Genomic DNA, 17700 nt, shown 5'->3' on the forward strand with positions numbered 1-17700 from the left:
CCATGAGCGATGAGACGACAGACTGGCTCGGGCAACCGAGCGACGGTGACAGGCCCGACCCGGTCCGGGCCGCCCGCGGCCACGCCAAGCCGGCCCTGCCCCACCGCTTCTACAAGGAAGCCGGCTTCTCCGAGGATGCCGACGGGTTCCGGCTGACCCTGGACGGACGTCCGGCCAACACGCCGGCCCGCAACCCGCTGCGTCTCCCCAGCCGGACCCTGGCCGAGCGCGTCGCGGCGGAGTGGCAGGCCCAGGACACGGCGATCGACCCCGCGCGGATGCCCCTGACCCGGCTGGCCAACACGGCGATCGACGGCGTCACGCCCCGCCTCGCCGAGGTCGCGGCGGATCTCTGCGCCTACGCGGGCACCGATCTCGTGGCCTACCGCGCCGGGGATCCGGAGCGCCTCGTGGCGGCCCAGGCGGAGGCCTGGGATCCGATCCTCGCCTGGGCCCGGGACGCGTTCGGTGCGCGGGTCATCCTGAGCGAGGGCGTCATGCACGTCGCGCAGCCGGCCGACACGATCCGCGCGCTCTCCGCGGCGGTGAACGCGGTGACCGACCCGTTCCGGCTGGCGGGCCTGCACACCCTGACGACGCTGACCGGCTCCCTGCTGATCGCCCTGGCTGTTCTCGAGGGCCGGCTGACACCGGCCGAGGCCTGGGCCGCGGCCCACGTGGACGAGACCTATCAGGCCGCCGTCTGGGGGCGCGACGCCGAGGCGGAGGCCCGCCTCGAGGCGCGCCGGACGGAGTTCGAGGCGGCCGCCGCGTTCGTCGCGGCCGGCGGCTGAGCCCGGGCTGCGGTCCGGTGCGGTCGCGCAGATGCAATTGCGCAACAATCCCGCATTCGCGGCGCCCGCCCCGCGTCGGCGGCTGACAAAGCGCGAACACTGTTTTAGGGTTCGACGCACATTGTGTTCGAGTCGACGATGCGTTCCGATCAGCCTGTCCGTTGCAGTTTTGAAGGCGAACTGGCCAATCTGATCGCGTCGAAACAGTTTTCCCGCGATCTCGACGGGCGCTACGCGCTGTTCGACGCCCTCTCGGACCTCGAGCGCCGAGCACAGGGCGCCGGTGCGCCCGATCTGACCTTGCGCAAGATTGCCGAGATCCGGTTCCTGACGGGGATCCTGCGCGAGTCGGTGCGCCCGTTCCCGATCGCGCCCCTGCGGACGGTGCTGCGCGTGCGCGAACGGATCGACGTGCGCCGCGCGGTCTCCGCCGAGGCCGCGGATCTCGACGCGGTCTGACGCGGGCGCGGCTCAGGCTGGCTCGGCCAGGGCAGCCTGGATCTTCGCCTCCAGGGCCGCGGGCTTCGTCCCGGGTGCGAACCGGGCGATGACCCGGCCGTCGCGTCCGACCAGGAACTTGGTGAAGTTCCACTTGACCGCCCGCGTGCCGAACAGCCCGGTCCGGGCCCGGGTGAGATGGGCGTAGAGCGGATCGGCGCCCGACCCGTTCACCGCGACCTTGGCGAGCACCGGGAAGCTCACGTCGTAGCGCAGCGCGCAGAAGCTCGCGATCTCGGCGGCGTCGCCCGGCTCCTGCGCGCCGAACTGGTTGCAGGGAAATCCCAGGATCGTCAGGCCCGCATCCCGGTGCCGGCGCCAGAGCGCCTCGAGCCCCTCGTATTGCGGTGTGAAGCCGCAGCGGGAGGCCGTGTTCACGATGAGCAGCACCTGACCGCGGTGCTGCGCGAGCGGGTACGGCGTTCCGTCGGCCGCGGAGACGCTGAAATCGTGAACGGTCGTCATGGCCGATCACTCGGGCAAACCGACCGGATCCGCAAGGCTCGCGCGTCGCGACATCGCGTCGGCCCGCGGCGCGGCCCGGCGATCCCGGCCGCGACTCTAACTCCGTATATGGCCGAGCCGGCGGGCGTGGCGTAACGAGTCCGTCAATCGCGGCGACGGGACTCGGCACGGCCGCGAGTGAGGGGTACCCGCATCCCCCGCCTGGACCCGGCCGGGACGTGTGGATGCCGCGCTATCACTTCAACATCCACGACGGATCCTCGATCCTGGACGGTGCGGGAACGGAGCTGCCGGACTGGCAATCCGCCCGGCTCGAAGCCGTCCGGCGCGCCGGCGACATCCTGAAGCAGGACGCCCAGCGCATCGCCCTCGGCGAGGATTGGCGGATCGAGGTGACGGACCAGACGGGGCTGATCCTGTTCCAGATGACGTTCCTGGTGGTCGAATCCCCGGTCATGCGGCGGCATTCCGGCACCGAGCGCTGAGCCGGCCCCGGGTCCGGCCGGTCGCCCGGTTCAGGCCGGCACTTTCCGGACGTCGAAGCTCGGGCCCTGGGGCGTCATCCGGTCGGTGGTGACGAGGCGCTCGTCGGCGCCGACGATCCCGAGGCTGACGTCGCGGTCCGGCAGGATGACGGTGGTGCTCTTGTTGACGTGGACCAGCACGTGCCGGCGCAGGGGCACCGAGGCCACGGCCCAGCGCCTGAGCTGCCCGTAATAGGGTTCGCGCCGCCACGCGTTCGCCTGTCCGGGATCGACCTGCACGTTCATGTTGCGGGTGAGCGGATCGAGGCTCAGCACCATCTTGGCGCGGTCCGGCTTCCATTCCGGGCCGAGCCATCCCTCCGTCATCCAGAGGCAGTGGAAGGCCCGGCAATGGTCCGGGCGGGTGGCGTGGATGGCGCAGCCCTGGCCGGCCTTCGTATGGCGGCACCACTGGCCCGCGACGCTCTCGACCGCGGGCACGTCGTAGACCTTGCAGCACAGCGTGCAGGCGCCGCAGGCGCGGCCGGGAGCGGGTTGGGCGACGTAGGCTTCCGGGTTGAGCATCGGTCGGGCGCGGCGAGGGGCGGTGCTGGAGTAGCGCTGGCGGCATGCGTCCGGCAACGGCCGGACGCGGATCCTCCGGGCTACCTGACGGGGCATCGGGTCGGTAGTGTGGCGGCGGTCACCCGCGCACGAGGACCTTGCGAACCATGCTCTCGAACCTCGCGACCCGCGACGTCGAAACCCTCCTCCATCCCTACACCAACCTGTCGACGCACCGACAGACCGGCCCGCTGGTGCTGGAACGGGGCGAGGGCGTGCATGTCTACGACACCGAGGGACGCTCCTACATCGAGGGCATGTCCGGCCTGTGGTGCACGGCGCTGGGCTACTCCAACGCGGAGCTCGTGGAGGCGGCCCGGGCGCAGATGGCGCGCATGCCCTTCACGCACCTGTTCTCCGGCCGCAGCCACGATCCGGGCATCGAGCTCGCCGAGACGCTGAAGGAGCTGATGCCGGTCCCGACCTCGAAGATCTTCTTCACCTCCTCGGGGTCGGAGGCCAACGACACGCAGGTCAAGCTGACCTGGTACTACAACAACGCCCTGGGGCGGCCGCAGAAGAAGAAGATCATCGCCCGCCAGAAGGGCTACCACGGCGTCACGGTCGCGAGCGCCTCGATGACCGGGCTCGCCGCGAACCACGCCGACTGGGACTTGCCGCTGCCGGGCTTCCTGCACGTCTCGCCCGCGCACCACTACCGGGGCGCCGAGCCGGGCGAGACCGAGGAGGCCTACTCGGCGCGCCTCGCCGCCGAGCTGGAGGAGACGATCCTGCGCGAGGGGCCGGAGACGGTCGCGGCCTTCATCGCCGAGCCGGTGATGGGCGCGGGCGGCGCGATCGTGCCGCCGCGGGGGTACTTCGCGGCGATCCAGGCGGTGCTGGCCAAGTACGACGTCCGCTTCATCGCCGACGAGGTGATCTGCGGCTTCGGCCGGCTCGGCACGTGGTTCGGCAGCGAGGCGCTGGGGGCCCGGCCCGATTCGATCTCCTTCGCCAAGGCCCTGACCTCGGCCTACATGCCGCTCGGCGGCGTGAGCATCGACGAACCGCTCTACGAGGCGCTGATCGGCCAGAGCGAGAAGATCGGCACCTTCGGCCACGGCACCACCTATTCCGGGCACCCGGTGGCCGCCGCGGTGGCCCTGAAGGCGATCGAGATCTACCGCCGCGACCGGGTGATCGAGGGCGCGGCCGAGAAGGCGCCGCAGTTCCAGCGCCGCCTGGCGGCGCTCGCCGGGCACGACATCGTGGGCGAGGCCGGCGGCCTCGGGCTGATCGGCGGCCTGGAGATCGTCGCCGACAAGGCCAGCAAGCGGCAGTACGATCCGAAGAAGGGCGTGGCCGCCCGCTGCGTCGCCTTCGCGCAGGGCGAGGGGCTGATCGTGCGCGCGCTTGCCGGAGACCGCGTCGCCGTCTGCCCACCGCTGATCATCGCGCCGGACGAGATCGACGCCCTGTTCGACCGGCTCGGCCGCGCGCTGGACCGCACCCGCGACTGGATCCGCGCCGAGGGGCTGGAGGCGATGCCGGGCTGAGGACCGCCCCGCGCGCGTCGCGGCGCGGGCGCGGACCCCGGCCGCGGCGGTCGCCTGCCGCCGTCACACCGCGTCGCGCGGCGCGTCCGGCAGCGCGGCCGCCTGGAGCCCCGCCGCGGTCAGCGGCGTGATGCGGAGCGTGGTGATCCGGTTCTTGGCCTTCCGCAGCACCTGGAAGCGGAAGCCGTGGAAGTTGAAGGCGGTGCCCTGGTCCGGGATGGTCCGCGCCTCGTGGATGACGAGGCCGGCGATGGTGGTCGCCTCCTCGTCGGGCAGGTCCCAGTCCATGGCCCGGTTCAGGTCGCGGATCGGCACGCCGCCGTCCACGTTCACCGACCCGTCCCCCTGCGGGCGCACGCCCGAGACGGTGACGTCGTGCTCGTCGGCGATGTCGCCGACGATCTCCTCCAGGATGTCCTCCAGGGTCACGAGCCCCATCACCTCGCCGTACTCGTCGACCACGAGGGCGAAGTGGGTCTTCTTGGTCAGGAAGGCCTTGAGCTGGGCGCGCAGCGACGTCGTGCCCGGCACGAACCACGTCTCCAGGGCCAGCGCCTCGACCTTGAGGCCGGAGGCGTCGCCGCCCGCGGCGTCGAGCGCCCGCAGCAGGTCCTTGGCGTGGAGGACGCCGACGATGTTCTCGGGCGTGCCGCGCCACAGCGGCATGCGGGTGTAGGGCGAGGCCAGCACCGCCCGGACGATGTCCTCGGAGGGCTGGTCGGCGTCGATCGCCCGCATCTTCGTGCGGTGGACCATCACGTCGGAGACCGACAGGTCCGACAGGTCGAGGAGGCCGCCCAGCATGTCGCGCTCGGCCTTGGCGACGCCGCCCTCCCGGTGCATCAGCGCCACCTGCCCGCGCAGCTCCTCGGCGGCGGTGAGGATCGACTGGTGCTCGCCGATGGTGACGCCGAACGGTTTCAGCATCACCCGCACGACGTGCTCGATGGCGATGGCCAGCGGGCCCATCAGCGCCACCGCGAAGGCCACCGGGCGGGCGGTGAGCAGGGCGGCCTTGTCGGGTTTGGAGATCGCCAGCGTCTTCGGCAGCACCTCGGCGAAGACGATGACCAGCACCGACATGCCGACCGTCGCGTAGATGACGCCGCTCTTGCCGAACAGCGCCGTGAGCACGCTGGTGGTGAAGGCCGAGGCGCCGATCGCCACGATGTTGTAGCCGATCAGCATCGCGCCGATGAAGCGCTCGCGGATCGCCAGGATGCGGTTGACGATCGCGGCGCGCGGGTCGCCCGCCTGCTCCAGGGCGTGCATCCGGGCTCGCGAGGCGGCCGTGAAGGCCGTCTCCGCGCCCGCGAAGAAGGCCGAGAGCAGCAGCGAGATCGCCACGATGCTCGCGGCGAACCACAGGTCGATATGGGTTTCCATCGGGTCCGTCAGGCACGCCTCGCGCGGCTTGTCGGCCGCCCATATAGCGCCTCCTGCGACTTATTGCGCGCCGATCGGGCGCACCGTCCACGTCCCCCAGTAGACGGGCCGCCCGTAGAGGCTCGACGCGTCGCGCCCGGAGGCGGTCGGGGCGAGCCGGTCGAGCCAGGTCAGGAAGCCCGCCTTGTTCGGGTAGATCGCCGGCGTGTCGAGGTTGCCCTCCGCGTCGGTCATCCAGAAATGCGCGCTCCGGTCGTACCGGCCGCTGCCGTCGCCCCCCGAGCGCAGCCCGAGATAGGCGGCGGAGCGGCCCGCCTCCACCGGATCGGCGTAGAGCTTGAGGGCGCCGATCCCGTCGAGGTTCAGGTCGGCCGTGTATTGCAGGCAGATATCCGCCACCGGACCGCCCGGGGCGTTGGCGGGCCGCTGGCACGTGTAGGAGACCGCCCAGCGCGGCATGCCCTTGGCGCGGGCCACCCGCACGAGGGTCCCGGGCGGCAGCGGCCCGGCGAGCTTGCGCGCCGTCGACCAGACCTTCGGCCCCGACAGGTCCTGCGCGGTGCGCAGGAACAGCCCGGTGCGGCGCTTCTCGGGGGCGAGGCCGCAATCCTCGGGCAGCACGTCGGTGTAGACGTAGTGATAGGTGCGGTCGACGACGCTGATCGAGCCGGCGAGCCCGTGGGTCTCGAAGGCCGGCGCCGTGCAGGCCGACGTGACCGGCTTGCCCGCCTCGTCGACCACCGCGGCGGGGACGGGCGGGTCGGCGCGCCGGCCGCGGCCGGCGCCCGCCTCGAACGGCGCCCATGCCAGCCCGTAGCCGTCGGCGGTGCGGGTCCGGATCTCGAAGGTCTGGAAGTCGAGGGTGCGCGCCTCGATCTGGACGCGGCGCCGGACGTCGGCCGGGCCCGTCGCCGGCGCGTCCGGTTCCGCCCGCCGGCGCCGACGCCGGCCGCGGCGCTCGGGCTCGGCCGCGTCGCCGCCGGTGACGCCCACGCGCTCCTGCCCGAGCAGGAAGACGTAGCTGTAGGCCTCGCCGGCCCAGGTCCGGCCCGTCACGGCGATGGGGTCGCGCGGGCCGATGCCCTCCGCGGACGGCGTCGGCTCGGACCAGCCGCGCGTCCGCGCGCGCTCCTCCGGCAGGTCGACCCAGAACCGGTCGGCCGAGGGCGGCAGCGTCGTGACCAGGGCCTCGAAGGTGCGGCCGGTGCGAAGGGCGCCGCCGTCGCGGCTGTCGGTGGCGCGCCGCTCCGGGCACGGCTCGTCCCGGCGGGACGCCACCGGTGTCTGGCCCTGGAACACGGCCTGGAGCGGGCCGGGCGCCTCGGAGCGGGCGAGCCGCAGGATCTGCACGCCGCGCACGAAGGCGCAGGGCGCCGGCGCGATGAGGACGCCCTCGGCCTCCGAGCCCTCGCGGCAGATCTCCAGCGCGCCGCCCCCGGTCAGGAAGCAGCTCGGGGCGCTGCCCTCGTAGCCCGCGGGCCGGGCCTCGGCGGGGCGCGTCCCGATCAGCGCGGATCCGGCCAGGGCCGACAGGCCCGCCAGGGCGACGAGGCGCCAGCGGCGCCCGCCCGGGCCGCGGGAGGCGCCGTCGCGTGCACAGGGAATGACGGTATCGGCAGGCGATGTCCGGGCAGTCTTTGTAGAAACCACGTCTATCGCCAATGTCGATCCAGATGTCGGAACAGTCTCGCAGCCTCTATCTCACGGTCGCGGAGCCGGAAAGTGGCGCGGACCACGCAACCCGCCTTCGATGGGGATGGGGCGAACCCGGCGCCCGCTCGCCCGTTGTCGCGGCTTGAGGGCCCCGCTTGCCCGACCCTTTCAGCGCCCGGAGATCAGCGCATGGACATCGCCGTCGAAACCGTCACCGACATCGTCATGCGGCTGCGCGCCATCGAGGTGAAGGAGGGCAATACCGACCCGGATTCGGGTTCGAACCCGATCGATGACGGCGCCACCGACGTCCTGGTCTCCGGCACCGACGACGCCACCGAGTCCGAGGTCCGCGGCCTGATCGCCGGGCTCGACGACGATTCCCGTGCCGAGCTGCTCGCCCTCCTCTACGTCGGGCGCGGCGACATGGAGCCGGAGGAGTGGAGCGAGGCTGTCCGCTTCGCCCGCGAGCGCGAGGCCGCCGGCGAGGGCGCCGCGCGGGAACTGCTGGGCTCTCCCGACGCCGGCGACCTCCTGGAGGAAGGCCTCGACGCGATGGGGCTTAGCCCCGAACTGCCGCAGGCCTGAGCGCCCGGACGGGGGCCGGTCGCCATGGCCTCGCGCGCGCGCAGGGGCGCCACGAAGGCACTGCGGGTCCTCACGCGGCCGGTCCGCCGCGCGCAGGGGCGTGGCGGCAAGGGCCGCGGCGGGCTCGTGGTCGAGCCCTACCGCGGCTACGGGTCACGGGACGAGGTGTTCCTGATCGGCCGGGTCTTCCGGCAGTCGCCGGGGATACCCGGTGAGGATCCCGAATCCCTGCGGGCGCAGTGGCGCGACCTGCGCCGCCGCATTGCCCGGCGGACGATCGCCGGTGCGGCCGTCACCGCCCGGTTCGGCGACGATGCCGTCCGGGTCGAGACCGACCGGGACGGCTATTTCCGCGTGCACCTGCACCCGCGCTCGCCTCCGGCCGAGACGGGTGACTGGCACGCGGTCGAACTCCGCCTCGAGGCCGATCCGCCGATCCCCGCCGAGGGCGCGGTGTTCATCCCGCCCGACCGCTGCCGCTGCGTCGTGGTCAGCGACATCGACGACACGGTCATGCGCACCGGCGTCGCCAACAAGCTCAAGATGCTCTGGCGCCTGTTCGTGGAGGATGCCGAGAGCCGCGTCGCCTTCCCGGGCGTCGCCGCCCTCTACCGCGCCCTCCACGCGGGCGCCGGCGGCGACGAGGGCAACCCGATGCTCTACGTGTCCCGCGCGCCCTGGGGCCTCTACGAGATGCTCTCGGAGTTCTTCCAGCGCCACGGCATCCCGGCGGGCCCGGTGCTGTTCCTGCGGGAATGGGGCCTCTCCTGGACCCACCCGCTGCCGCGCCGGGCCACCGACCACAAGCACGCGCTGATCCGCCACATGCTCGCCCTCTACCGCGACCTGCCCTTCGTGCTGATCGGCGACAGCGGCCAGCACGACCCGGAGGTCTACGCGCAGATCGTCGAGGAGAATCCCGGGCGGGTGCTGGCGGTCTACATCCGCAACGTGTCCCGCGGCTCCGCGCGGGTGGAGGAGATCGTCCGGCTCGCCGGCGCCGTCGCCCGGGCCGGATCGAGCCTCGTGCTCGCCGCCGACAGCGTCGCCATGGCCGAGCACGCGGCCGCCATCGGGCTGATCGCGCCCGGGGCGGTGACCGGCGTCGCCGACGAGCACGCGGCGGCGGCCGAGGCCGGGCCGCGCCGGGAGACCGCCCGGATCACGCCGGAACCGTCGGGCGTCGCCGGCGCGGCCGAGGACCCGATCGGGCCGGAGGCGATCGCCGAGGCCCTCGCCGGCGACGGCGCCGTGCCGGCGACCCTGGTGGTCGAGCCGGAGACGCCGGCCGCGCTCCCGCGGCTCGGTGCGTGAACGCGCGGCCGTGATCGTCACCCGGGCGGCTGTCGCGGGCCGCCCGCTCCGATAGGTATCGGCCGAGCGCGGCCGGCACCCGCCGAGACGGGTCGCGGAACGGGCTGCCGCGGGAGGAATCGAGATGCGCCTGAGCCTGTCCGCGCTGCTGATGATCGCCTGCGGCACCCAGGCCGCCTTCGGGCAGGCCGCGCCCGCGGAGCGGGCCGTGCCGCGCTTCGCCCAGCTGGAGGCCGAGATGGGCGCGGCCAACGCCGCTCCGGGACCGCGGACGGCGCCGGCCAAGGTCGTGCCGGTCCCCGACACGACGAGCCCGCAATTCCGCACCGCGGTGGCGGCGCCCTACCGGGTGCCGGCCTGGAACGCGAACCCGCCGGACGCCGCGGCCTGGAAGGCGCTGGTCGACAAGCTCGCTGCCGCCGGAGCCGCCACCCTGCCGGCGCTCCGCGAGAAGCTGGGCGTCACCAGCGAGGCCGCGGTGATCGGCGGCGTGAAGGCCTTCGTGATCCAGCCCCGGCAGATCCCCGAGGCCAACCGCGACCGGCTCCTCCTGCACATCCACGGGGGCGGCTACGTCTACAATCCCGGCGAGGCCGGAACGCTGGAGGCGATCCTGATGGCCGGCCTCGGCGGCTACAAGGTCATCTCGGTGGATTACCGCATGCCGCCGGACGCGCCCTACCCGGCCGCCATGGACGACGCGACCGCCGTGTGGCGGGCCATGCTGTCCATGCAGAAGCCGCGGAACATGGCGGTGTTCGGCACCTCAACGGGCGGCGGCATGACGCTGGCCCTGATGCTCCGCGCCAAGGCCGAGGGGCTGGCGCTGCCCGCGGCGATCGGTCTCGGGACTCCCTGGTCGGACATGACCGAGACCGGCGACAGCTACCGGACCAACGAGTGGCTCGACAACGTGCTCGTCAGCTATTCCGGCTACCTGACGCCGGCCGCCAAGCTCTACGCTGCCGGCCGCGACCTGAAGGACCCGCAGCTCTCGCCGATCTACGGCGACTTCGCCGGCCTCCCGCCCGCGATCCTGGTCACCGGCACCCGCGACCTGTTCCTGTCGAACACGGTGCGCACCCACCGGAAGCTGCGCGCCGCCGGGATCGAGGCGTCGCTGCAGGTGTTCGAGGGCATGTCCCACGCCCAGTGCCTGTTCACGCCGGACGCGCCCGAAACCAGGGAAGTCTTCGGAGAAATGGCGCACTTCTTCGACGATCATCTGGGTCGCTGAGGCGCGGCGGCGCGGGCTCGCGCGGAGTTCGTGCTCACGAAATGGTGCAATGCAGCATCTCGGTGGTGAGGGTTCACATCCGGGCCGCGATGCCTAGGTTCGGCCCCTCGCAGCCGGTCCACGCTCCTAGAGCCTCCTGGAGGCCATCCGTGCAAACCTACACCCTTGCCATCGCCGACGGCGTCCTGTTCGCCTGCCTGCCCGACGAGGCCGACATCTCGGCCGCGATCACCGACGCGACCGCGACCAATTACGGGTTCGGCCTCAGCCTCGACATCGTCCGCGGGGCGACCCTGACCGACGCGGCCCGTCCCGAGGACGAGGTCGTGTGGCAGGAAGGGCCGGACAGCGAGCTGCTCGACGCGCAGGGGCGGCGCTACCGCTACGCCGTCCGCCGACCCTGCTGACGAAAGCCCGGCGCGGACCTGACACCGGGACGCCCGCCGGTGCTACGCTCCGCCGATGGAGCGGCGGGCGACAGGGGCGGGACGGTGGGGCGGGCTCGCCCGATTCCTCGTCCTCTACGCGGCGCTCTACGGCGCCTACGGGGTGCTGTCGCCGGTCCTGCCGGGCTTCCTCGCCGCGCGCGGCCTGACGCCCGGCGAGATCGGCCTCCTCCTCGCCGCCGCGGGCGCCCTGCGTCTCGCGGTCGGGCCCCTGGCCGGCGCCTTCGCCGACCGCCACCGGGCCGGCCGATCCGTCCTGGCGGCGAGCCTCGCGCTGGCCGGGCTCAGCGCCCTGGCGCACCTGCCGGGCACCGGGCTGGCGCAGCTGATCGGGCCGGCGCTCCTCTACGCGGCGGGCACCGCGGCCCCGGCGCCCCTCGCCGACGCGCTGGCCCTGGCCGCCGCGCGCGGCGGCGCGGCGTTCCAGTACGGCTGGGTCCGCGGCGCGGGCTCGGCCGCGTTCATCGTCGGCACCGCCGCGGCCGGCTGGCTGATCGGCCTCCACGGCTTCGCCGCCGCCCTCTTGGCGAGCGGCGGCCTGTTCCTGGCCGCCGGCGCGGCCGCCCTGGCGCTGCCCGCCGGCCCTGGCGGCGAGGCCGGGGCGCGGTGGCGGGGCTTCGCCGCCCTGGTGGCCCTGCCGCGCTTCCGCCGCACGGTGCTGGTCGCCGCCCTGGTGATCGGCGCGCACGCGATGCACGACGGCTTCGCCATGATCCTGTGGCGGTCCGCCGGGATCGCGGCGACCACCGCCGGCCTGCTCTGGTCGGTCTCGGTGGCCGCCGAGGTCCTGGTCTTCCTGCTGGTCGGACCGCCCCTGCTGGCGCGGATCGGCCCGGCGACCGGCATCGCGGTTGCGGCCTGCGCGGGGGGGCTGCGCTGGGCGGTGCTGGCATCCACGACCGCGCTTCCCTGGCTCGCCGCCGCCGAGTCCCTGCACGGGCTGAGCTTCGCCCTCCTGCACCTCGCCTGCCTCAGCCTCATCGAGGCGTCGACGCCGGCCGATCTCCGGACGACCGCGCTGGCGCTCTACGGCACGCTGGGCCTCGGCCTGTCGGGCGTCGCCGCGACCCTCGCCTCCGGGGCGCTCTACGGGGCGTTCGGCGCTTCGGCCTTCTGGGCCATGGCGGCGCTGAGCCTCGCGGCCCTGCCGCTCGTGCCGGCGCTGCGGGATCGCTGAAGCGGCGGGTTCTTTTCCCGCGCCTATGGTACGGACCCGGAACGGACCCGCCCGAAAAGCCCCGCATGCCCGCCGTCGCCGAGATCCTGATCCCGCTCGCCCTCGATACGCCCTACAGCTACGTGGCGCCGGCCGGGCTCGACCTCGCCCCGGGCGACGTGGTGCAGGTGCCCCTCGGCCCGCGCGAGATCGTCGGGGTGGTCTGGGGCGTCGCCGAGACGCCCGGCGGCTCGAACCTGCGGCCCGTGACCGGCCGCCTCCCCTACCCGCCCCTGTCGGAGCCGCTGCGCAGCCTCGTCGACTGGATCGCCCGCTACACGCTGGCGCCGAAGGGCTCGGCGCTCGCCATGGTCCTGCGGCTGCCCGACGAGGCGGCCGCCGGCGAGACCGCCCGCGTCGCCGTGCGCCTCACCGACAAGCCCCCGTCCCGGCCGACCCCGGCTCGCACCAAGGTGCTCGCCGCGGCGGCCGACGGCGCCCTGCGCGGCAAGAGCGCGCTCGCCAAGGAGGCCGGCGTCTCGCTCTCGGTGGTCGACGGGCTGATCGACGACGGCGTCCTCGAGACCGTCGCGGTCGAGCCGGAGCCGGTCGCGCCGCGGCCCGACCCGGACTTCCCGCGGGCGCCGCTCTCGCCCGCGCAGGCCGAGGCGGTGGCGGCCCTCGTCGCCCCCTTCCCGTGGGACCGGCCGCAGCCGCGGGAATCCGACGATCTCCGCCCGGTCCTGCTGGAGGGCGTCACGGGCTCCGGCAAGACCGAGGTCTATTTCGAGGCGGTGGCGGCCTGCGTCCGGGCCGGGCGGCAGGCCCTGATCCTGATGCCCGAGATCGCCCTGACGGCGCAGTTCCTCGACCGGTTCGCCGCCCGGTTCGGGGTCCGGCCGGCGGCGTGGCATTCCGGGATCGGCGGCAAGCGGCGCGAGCGCCTGCGCGCCGCCGTGGCCGAGGGCGAGGCGCTCGTGGTGGTCGGCGCGCGCTCGGCCCTGTTCCTGCCCTTCGCGCGGCTCGGCCTGATCGTGGTCGATGAGGAGCACGAGACGGCCTACAAGCAGGAGGACGGCGTCCATTACCACGCCCGCGACATGGCGGTGGTGCGCGGGCGCCTCGAGGGCTGCCCGGTCGTCCTGACCTCGGCGACGCCCGCGATCGAGACCCGCGTCAACGCCGCGCGGGGGCGCTACCGGCACGTCCTGCTCCCCGAGCGCTTCGGCGGCCGGCGCCTGCCCGACATCGCCGCGATCGACATGCGCCTCGACCAGCCCGAGCGCGGCCGCTTCCTCAGCCCGCCGCTGGTCAACGCGGTGAAGAGCACCCTGGAGCGCGGCGAGCAGGCGCTGCTGTTCCTCAACCGCCGGGGCTACGCGCCGCTGACCCTCTGCCGCGCCTGCGGCCATCGCTACCAGTGCAAGAACTGCTCGACCTGGCTCGTGGAGCACCGGTTCCGCCGGGCGCTGGTCTGCCACCAGTGCGGCTACGCGGAGCGCCGGCCGGAGGCCTGCACCGAGTGCGGGACCTTCGACAACCTCACCGCCTGCGGGCCCGGCGTCGAGCGGATCGCCGAGGAGGCGGCCGAGATGTTCCCGGACCGGCGCATCGTCGTCCTGTCGAGCGACTTTCCCGGCGGCGCCGAGCGTCTGCGCCAGGAACTCGAGGCGGTGGCGGCCGGCGCGTGCGACGTCGTGATCGGCACGCAACTCGTGGCCAAGGGCCACAACTTCCCGTTCCTGACGCTGGTCGGCGTGCTCGACGCCGATATCGGCCTGACCTCGGGCGACCCGCGGGCGGCGGAGCGCACCTTCCAGTTGCTCCAGCAGGTCACCGGGCGCGCCGGACGCGGCGAGAAGCCCGGGCGCGCCCTGGTCCAGACCTACCAGCCGGACCACCCGGTGATCGCGGCGCTCCTCTCGGGCGACGCCGAGCGCTTCTACGCGGAGGAGATCCAGGCCCGCGAGGCGGCCGGCCTGCCGCCGTTCGGGCGGCTCGCGGCCCTGATCGTCTCGGCGAGCGAGCGCGAGGTCGCGGAGGCGCACGGGCAGGCGCTCGCCCGCGCCGCCGAGCCGCCGGAGGGCGTGATGGTCCTGGGCCCCGCCGAGGCGCCCCTCGCCCTGGTGCGCGGCCGCTACCGGTTCCGGCTGCTCGTGAAGACCGAGCGCAACGTCGATCTCCAGGCCTACCTGCGCGCCTGGATCGCCCGGGGCCCGAAGGTGCGGGGCAACGTCCGGGTCGCCATCGATGTCGACCCGCAGAGCTTTTTGTAGGAGACTTCGCGGGCCTCCCGGTTTCGTGAACGCCGGTTCGCCGTCGGGAGGCACGTCAGAGCGAGGGTCCGGGGCCATACCGGTTCGTCCCGCGATCGGGTATGGCTCAGGTCACGGGCGGCGGACCCTGGTCGGAGACCGGCTACGGGACGCATGCGGTTCCCGGAGGAGCGATCAGTGCTGACCTACACCAAGACGCCGGATTCGAATGTCGCCGAGATCGTGGTCGACGGGAAGATCACCGACGAGGAGATGAACGCGGCGATGACCGCGATGAAGGCCGACCTCGACAAGGGCGGCAAGATCAAGCTGCTCGAGGATATCCGCGCCTTCGAGGGCATGGAGCCCGCGGCCTTCTTCAAGGACCCGCGCTTCGGCATCTCGATGATGAAGAGCATCAGCCACGTCGCCCTGGTGACGGACGCGCCCTGGCTGAAGGCGCTGGCCGAGACCTTCAACTTCGTGTCGCCGACCCAGATCAAGGTGTTCGAGCGCGCCCGCATCGACGAGGCGCGGAGCTGGCTCGCCGCGGCCGCCTGAGCGACCTCAGTCGGCCTGCGCGGTGCGGGTGTCGCTGCGCCGCGCGGTCCAGTGGCCCGAGCACAGGGACGAGACCTTCCAGGTGCCGGCGCCGCTGCCGGCCTGGAGTCGGCCGGTGCCGGTGCCGCTCGCCGTCCCGTTGCTGACCGTGATGCCGACGCTGCCGTCGGGCCGCACGTGGCCGTTGACCTGCGCCCCGGCGCTGCCGGAAATGAGCTGCACCTGCCCCTCGCGGATCGCGAGCGCGTAGGTGTAGCGGGCGCTGCACAGGCCGCTCTCCGTCACCAGCTCCACCGACCACCGCCCGTTATGCGCGCTCGGCCCCGCGCTGGCGGGCAGGCACGTCGGGAGGAGAAGGCCGGCGGCGAGGGCCGCGACCGCGGTCAGCTTGGTCATGCGATGCAATCTTTCAGCGAAGCGGACACCGCCGGAAGCGGCGTGCACGGTCAGAATCATCGATCGAGGATGACTCGACGCTGAACGATGGAAGCGGCAAGAGTATGGCTGCCTCCCGCTTGTTCAAGATAGATTACGGCCGACCGTCCCCCGGCCAATAGTCAAGCTCGTTGCGGACGATGCTGTGGACTGATCTGCCGACCGGAGCGTCCAAGTCTCCGCTCATCACGGAGGAGACGGAGGCGGCCGAGGTCCTGCTCGCGCCTGTCGAGGATCGCCGGGCCCGCGGGAAAGCGCCCGCGAGACCGCGGCCGAACCTGCCCGCGCGGGAGAGCCTCGGGCGCCTCGGGGCGGGCCGGCGATTGAGCAACCGGCCTCGATCGGGCCGGGCGGGATCCATGATCGGATCCGTCGGCGGGCGCGGGCAGCCGACCAGCGCGCCGCGCCGCCCTCGCGGGTTGTGACGGGCCGCGCGGGACGGCCGGAGCGACTCGCGGCGCTCAGTCGGTCAGCGGCCGGGCTTCCTCGGGAAGCATGATCGGGATCCCGTCGCGGATCGGGTAGGCGAGCTTCGCCGAGCGGCTGATCAGCTCCTGCCGGGCCGAATCGTATTCCAGGGTGCCCTTGGTCAGCGGGCAGACCAGGATCTCCAGGAGCTTGGGGTCGACGCGGGTCGCCTCGACTGGGGCGGTGAGATCGTTGGACATCGGTAGGGCAACCTATTGCATCGGCGACTCGGGACCCGAGCCGCGAACCAGTTCCATCTGCGTGACCGCGATCAGGATCTCGGCCCGGGTCTTCAGGTCGGGAGCCTCCAGCATCGCCTGCTTCTCGCGCACGCCGAACGGGCTCATCATGCACAGGGCGTTGACCAGCGCCTCGTCGGGCGCCTCGTCGATCCCGGCCCAGTCCACCTTGAGGTCGTTCGACTCCACGAAATCGCGCAGCGCCTTGAGGACGCCCTCGCGGTCGACCTGCTCCTCGCCCGCCCGCGGCTCGAAGTCCACCGCGAACTCGTCGTAGGAGACGTGGCAGCGGCGATAGGGGCCGATCGAGGCCAGCTCGCTCTCGACCCGGAACCGGGTGACGCCGGTGAGCGAGATCAGGTACCGGCCGTCGCCGGTCTCGGCGTACTGGGTGATGCGGCCCGCGCAGCCGACGCGGTAGAGCTTCGGATTCGATCCACCCGACCCTTCCGGGTCGGGCTGGATCATCCCGATAATCCGGTCCGTCCGCATGGCATCGTCGACCATCGCGAGGTAGCGCGGCTCGAAGATGTTCAGCGGCATCTGTCCCCGCGGCAGCAGCAGCGCGCCGGACAGCGGGAAGACCGGGATCACGGCCGGGCAATCCGCGGGGCCCTTGTAGCTCGCATGGGTGCTCATGGCGCCTCCCAGAGGGGCCGAACGGTGGGCCGGCGCGCGAGCCGGTGCCTCACGAGAACAGAAGTGCCGAGAGCTTGCGCCGGCCGCGGATCGTGTCGGGGTCCATCACGCCCCAGGCCTCGAAGAATTGCAGCAGCTGCTTGCGCGCACCGTCCTCGTTCCAGTCCTTGTCGCGCTTGCGAAGCTCGATCAGGTGATCGACCGCCTGGCCGCGCTCTCCCCGGGCGGCGAGCCCGAGCGCGAGGTCGAACCGCGCCTGGTGGGCGTCCGGGTTGGCCTCGACCTCGCGCTGCAGGCCCGCGAGGTCGCCCAGCGACGCCGCCTGCTCGGCGAGTTCCAGGGCGGCGCGGATGCCGACGAGCGCCGGGTCGCCGGCCTTCGCCTCCGGAACCATCGCCAGGACGCGCTTGGCGTTCTCGATCTCGCCCGCGTCGAGCTGCATCTTGGCGAGGCCGGCCAGCGCGGTGACGTTGTCGGGCTGCTGCTCCAGCACGGCCGCGTAGATCTCGGCGGCGCCGGCGAGGTCGCCTTCCTGGATCAGGGCCGCCGCGTCGGCGAGGGCCGCCTCCAGCGGGTCCTGCTGCGGACCGGCCACCCGCGCGATCAGCTCCTTGATCTGGCTCTCGGGGACCGCGCCCATGAAGCCGTCGACCGGCTGACCCTTCTGGAAGACGATGACCGCCGGGATCGACTGGATGCCGAGCTGACCGGCGATCGAGGGATGCTCGTCGATGTTCATCTTCGCCAGGACGACCGCGCCCGCGGCTTCCCGGACGACCTTCTCCAAGACCGGCGTGAGCTGCTTGCAGGGCCCGCACCAGGGTGCCCAGAAATCGACCAGGACCGGCCGGTTCATCGACTCGGCGATGACATCCTGACGGAAGCTCGCGGTGGTCGTGTCCTTGATGAGGGAGCCGGTGTCGCCGGCCGGGGTACCGCCCGCGGCGAGGGTGTCGTTGAGCATCGGTCTGGCTTCGGAACC

General features: G+C 73.0%; 19 protein-coding genes. 11 read left to right on the forward strand and 8 right to left on the reverse strand.

Annotated features, from left to right (window positions below; genetic code table 11):
- Positions 1-2: 2 nt before the first annotated feature.
- Positions 3-794, forward strand: a complete 792-nt coding sequence (locus BLW78_RS18725; protein WP_091681327.1) for an ATP12 family chaperone protein — start codon at positions 3-5, stop codon at positions 792-794.
- Between the two features lie 138 nt (positions 795-932).
- A complete protein-coding gene (locus tag BLW78_RS18730) occupies positions 933-1253 on the forward strand; it encodes a hypothetical protein (protein ID WP_139307696.1) in 321 nt (106 codons plus the stop codon).
- 12 nt (positions 1254-1265) lie between these two features.
- Here BLW78_RS18730 and BLW78_RS18735 read toward each other — a convergent pair whose 3' ends face one another.
- Positions 1266-1757, reverse strand: coding sequence for a glutathione peroxidase (locus tag BLW78_RS18735; RefSeq protein ID WP_091681331.1), 492 nt, complete (start codon positions 1755-1757; stop codon positions 1266-1268).
- A 224-nt stretch (positions 1758-1981) separates the two neighbouring features.
- Between BLW78_RS18735 and BLW78_RS18740 the strand changes: the two genes are divergently transcribed.
- Complete coding sequence (locus BLW78_RS18740) at positions 1982-2242, forward strand: DUF6894 family protein (protein ID WP_091681333.1); 261 nt, start codon at positions 1982-1984, stop codon at positions 2240-2242.
- 30 nt (positions 2243-2272) lie between these two features.
- Here BLW78_RS18740 and BLW78_RS18745 read toward each other — a convergent pair whose 3' ends face one another.
- Positions 2273-2806, reverse strand: coding sequence for a hypothetical protein (locus BLW78_RS18745; protein ID WP_091681335.1), 534 nt, complete (start codon positions 2804-2806; stop codon positions 2273-2275).
- A 146-nt stretch (positions 2807-2952) separates the two neighbouring features.
- Between BLW78_RS18745 and BLW78_RS18750 the strand changes: the two genes are divergently transcribed.
- A complete protein-coding gene (locus BLW78_RS18750; RefSeq protein WP_091681337.1) occupies positions 2953-4341 on the forward strand; it encodes an aminotransferase in 1389 nt (462 codons plus the stop codon).
- Positions 4342-4404: 63 nt separating this feature from the next.
- Here BLW78_RS18750 and BLW78_RS18755 read toward each other — a convergent pair whose 3' ends face one another.
- Together BLW78_RS18755 and BLW78_RS18760 are read right to left on the reverse strand one after the other, a co-directional pair.
- Positions 4405-5727, reverse strand: coding sequence for an HlyC/CorC family transporter (locus BLW78_RS18755; RefSeq protein WP_091681339.1), 1323 nt, complete (start codon positions 5725-5727; stop codon positions 4405-4407).
- A 60-nt stretch (positions 5728-5787) separates the two neighbouring features.
- Positions 5788-7377: a hypothetical protein gene (locus BLW78_RS18760; RefSeq protein WP_091681341.1), complete on the reverse strand. Its 1590-nt coding sequence runs from the start codon at positions 7375-7377 to the stop codon at positions 5788-5790.
- 192 nt (positions 7378-7569) lie between these two features.
- Here BLW78_RS18760 and BLW78_RS18765 point away from each other — a divergent pair, with 192 nt between their 5' ends.
- From BLW78_RS18765 to BLW78_RS18795, 7 genes are all read left to right on the forward strand, one after another.
- Entirely contained in the window at positions 7570-7968 is a 399-nt protein-coding gene (locus BLW78_RS18765) for a DUF3775 domain-containing protein (protein WP_056525497.1), read from the forward strand.
- Positions 7969-7992: 24 nt separating this feature from the next.
- Positions 7993-9282, forward strand: coding sequence for an App1 family protein (locus tag BLW78_RS18770; protein ID WP_091681342.1), 1290 nt, complete (start codon positions 7993-7995; stop codon positions 9280-9282).
- A 124-nt stretch (positions 9283-9406) separates the two neighbouring features.
- Entirely contained in the window at positions 9407-10519 is a 1113-nt protein-coding gene (locus tag BLW78_RS18775; protein ID WP_091681344.1) for an alpha/beta hydrolase, read from the forward strand.
- 149 nt (positions 10520-10668) lie between these two features.
- The gene (locus BLW78_RS18780; RefSeq protein WP_020093648.1) at positions 10669-10926 is read left to right on the forward strand and encodes a hypothetical protein; all 258 of its coding nucleotides are present in this window, start codon (positions 10669-10671) and stop codon (positions 10924-10926) included.
- A gap of 55 nt (positions 10927-10981) precedes the next feature.
- A complete protein-coding gene (locus BLW78_RS18785; protein WP_091681345.1) occupies positions 10982-12142 on the forward strand; it encodes an MFS transporter in 1161 nt (386 codons plus the stop codon).
- 65 nt (positions 12143-12207) lie between these two features.
- The gene (locus BLW78_RS18790) at positions 12208-14397 is read left to right on the forward strand and encodes a primosomal protein N' (RefSeq protein WP_042671779.1); all 2190 of its coding nucleotides are present in this window, start codon (positions 12208-12210) and stop codon (positions 14395-14397) included.
- A 177-nt stretch (positions 14398-14574) separates the two neighbouring features.
- Positions 14575-14937: a SpoIIAA family protein gene (locus BLW78_RS18795; RefSeq protein ID WP_020093645.1), complete on the forward strand. Its 363-nt coding sequence runs from the start codon at positions 14575-14577 to the stop codon at positions 14935-14937.
- Positions 14938-14943: 6 nt separating this feature from the next.
- Here the strand turns inward: BLW78_RS18795 and BLW78_RS18800 are convergent, their stop codons facing one another.
- The 4 genes from BLW78_RS18800 to trxA form a co-directional block, all read right to left on the reverse strand.
- The gene (locus BLW78_RS18800) at positions 14944-15333 is read right to left on the reverse strand and encodes a hypothetical protein (RefSeq protein ID WP_020093644.1); all 390 of its coding nucleotides are present in this window, start codon (positions 15331-15333) and stop codon (positions 14944-14946) included.
- A gap of 500 nt (positions 15334-15833) precedes the next feature.
- The gene (locus tag BLW78_RS18805) at positions 15834-16040 is read right to left on the reverse strand and encodes a Trm112 family protein (RefSeq protein ID WP_020093643.1); all 207 of its coding nucleotides are present in this window, start codon (positions 16038-16040) and stop codon (positions 15834-15836) included.
- Positions 16041-16052: 12 nt separating this feature from the next.
- Positions 16053-16718, reverse strand: a complete 666-nt coding sequence (locus tag BLW78_RS18810) for an LON peptidase substrate-binding domain-containing protein (protein WP_091681347.1) — start codon at positions 16716-16718, stop codon at positions 16053-16055.
- A gap of 49 nt (positions 16719-16767) precedes the next feature.
- A complete protein-coding gene (gene trxA, locus BLW78_RS18815) occupies positions 16768-17682 on the reverse strand; it encodes a thioredoxin (protein ID WP_020093641.1) in 915 nt (304 codons plus the stop codon).
- Positions 17683-17700 lie beyond the last annotated feature (18 nt).

It is taken from the genome of Methylobacterium sp. 275MFSha3.1 (assembly GCF_900108435.1).
Lineage (GTDB): Bacteria > Pseudomonadota > Alphaproteobacteria > Rhizobiales > Beijerinckiaceae > Methylobacterium.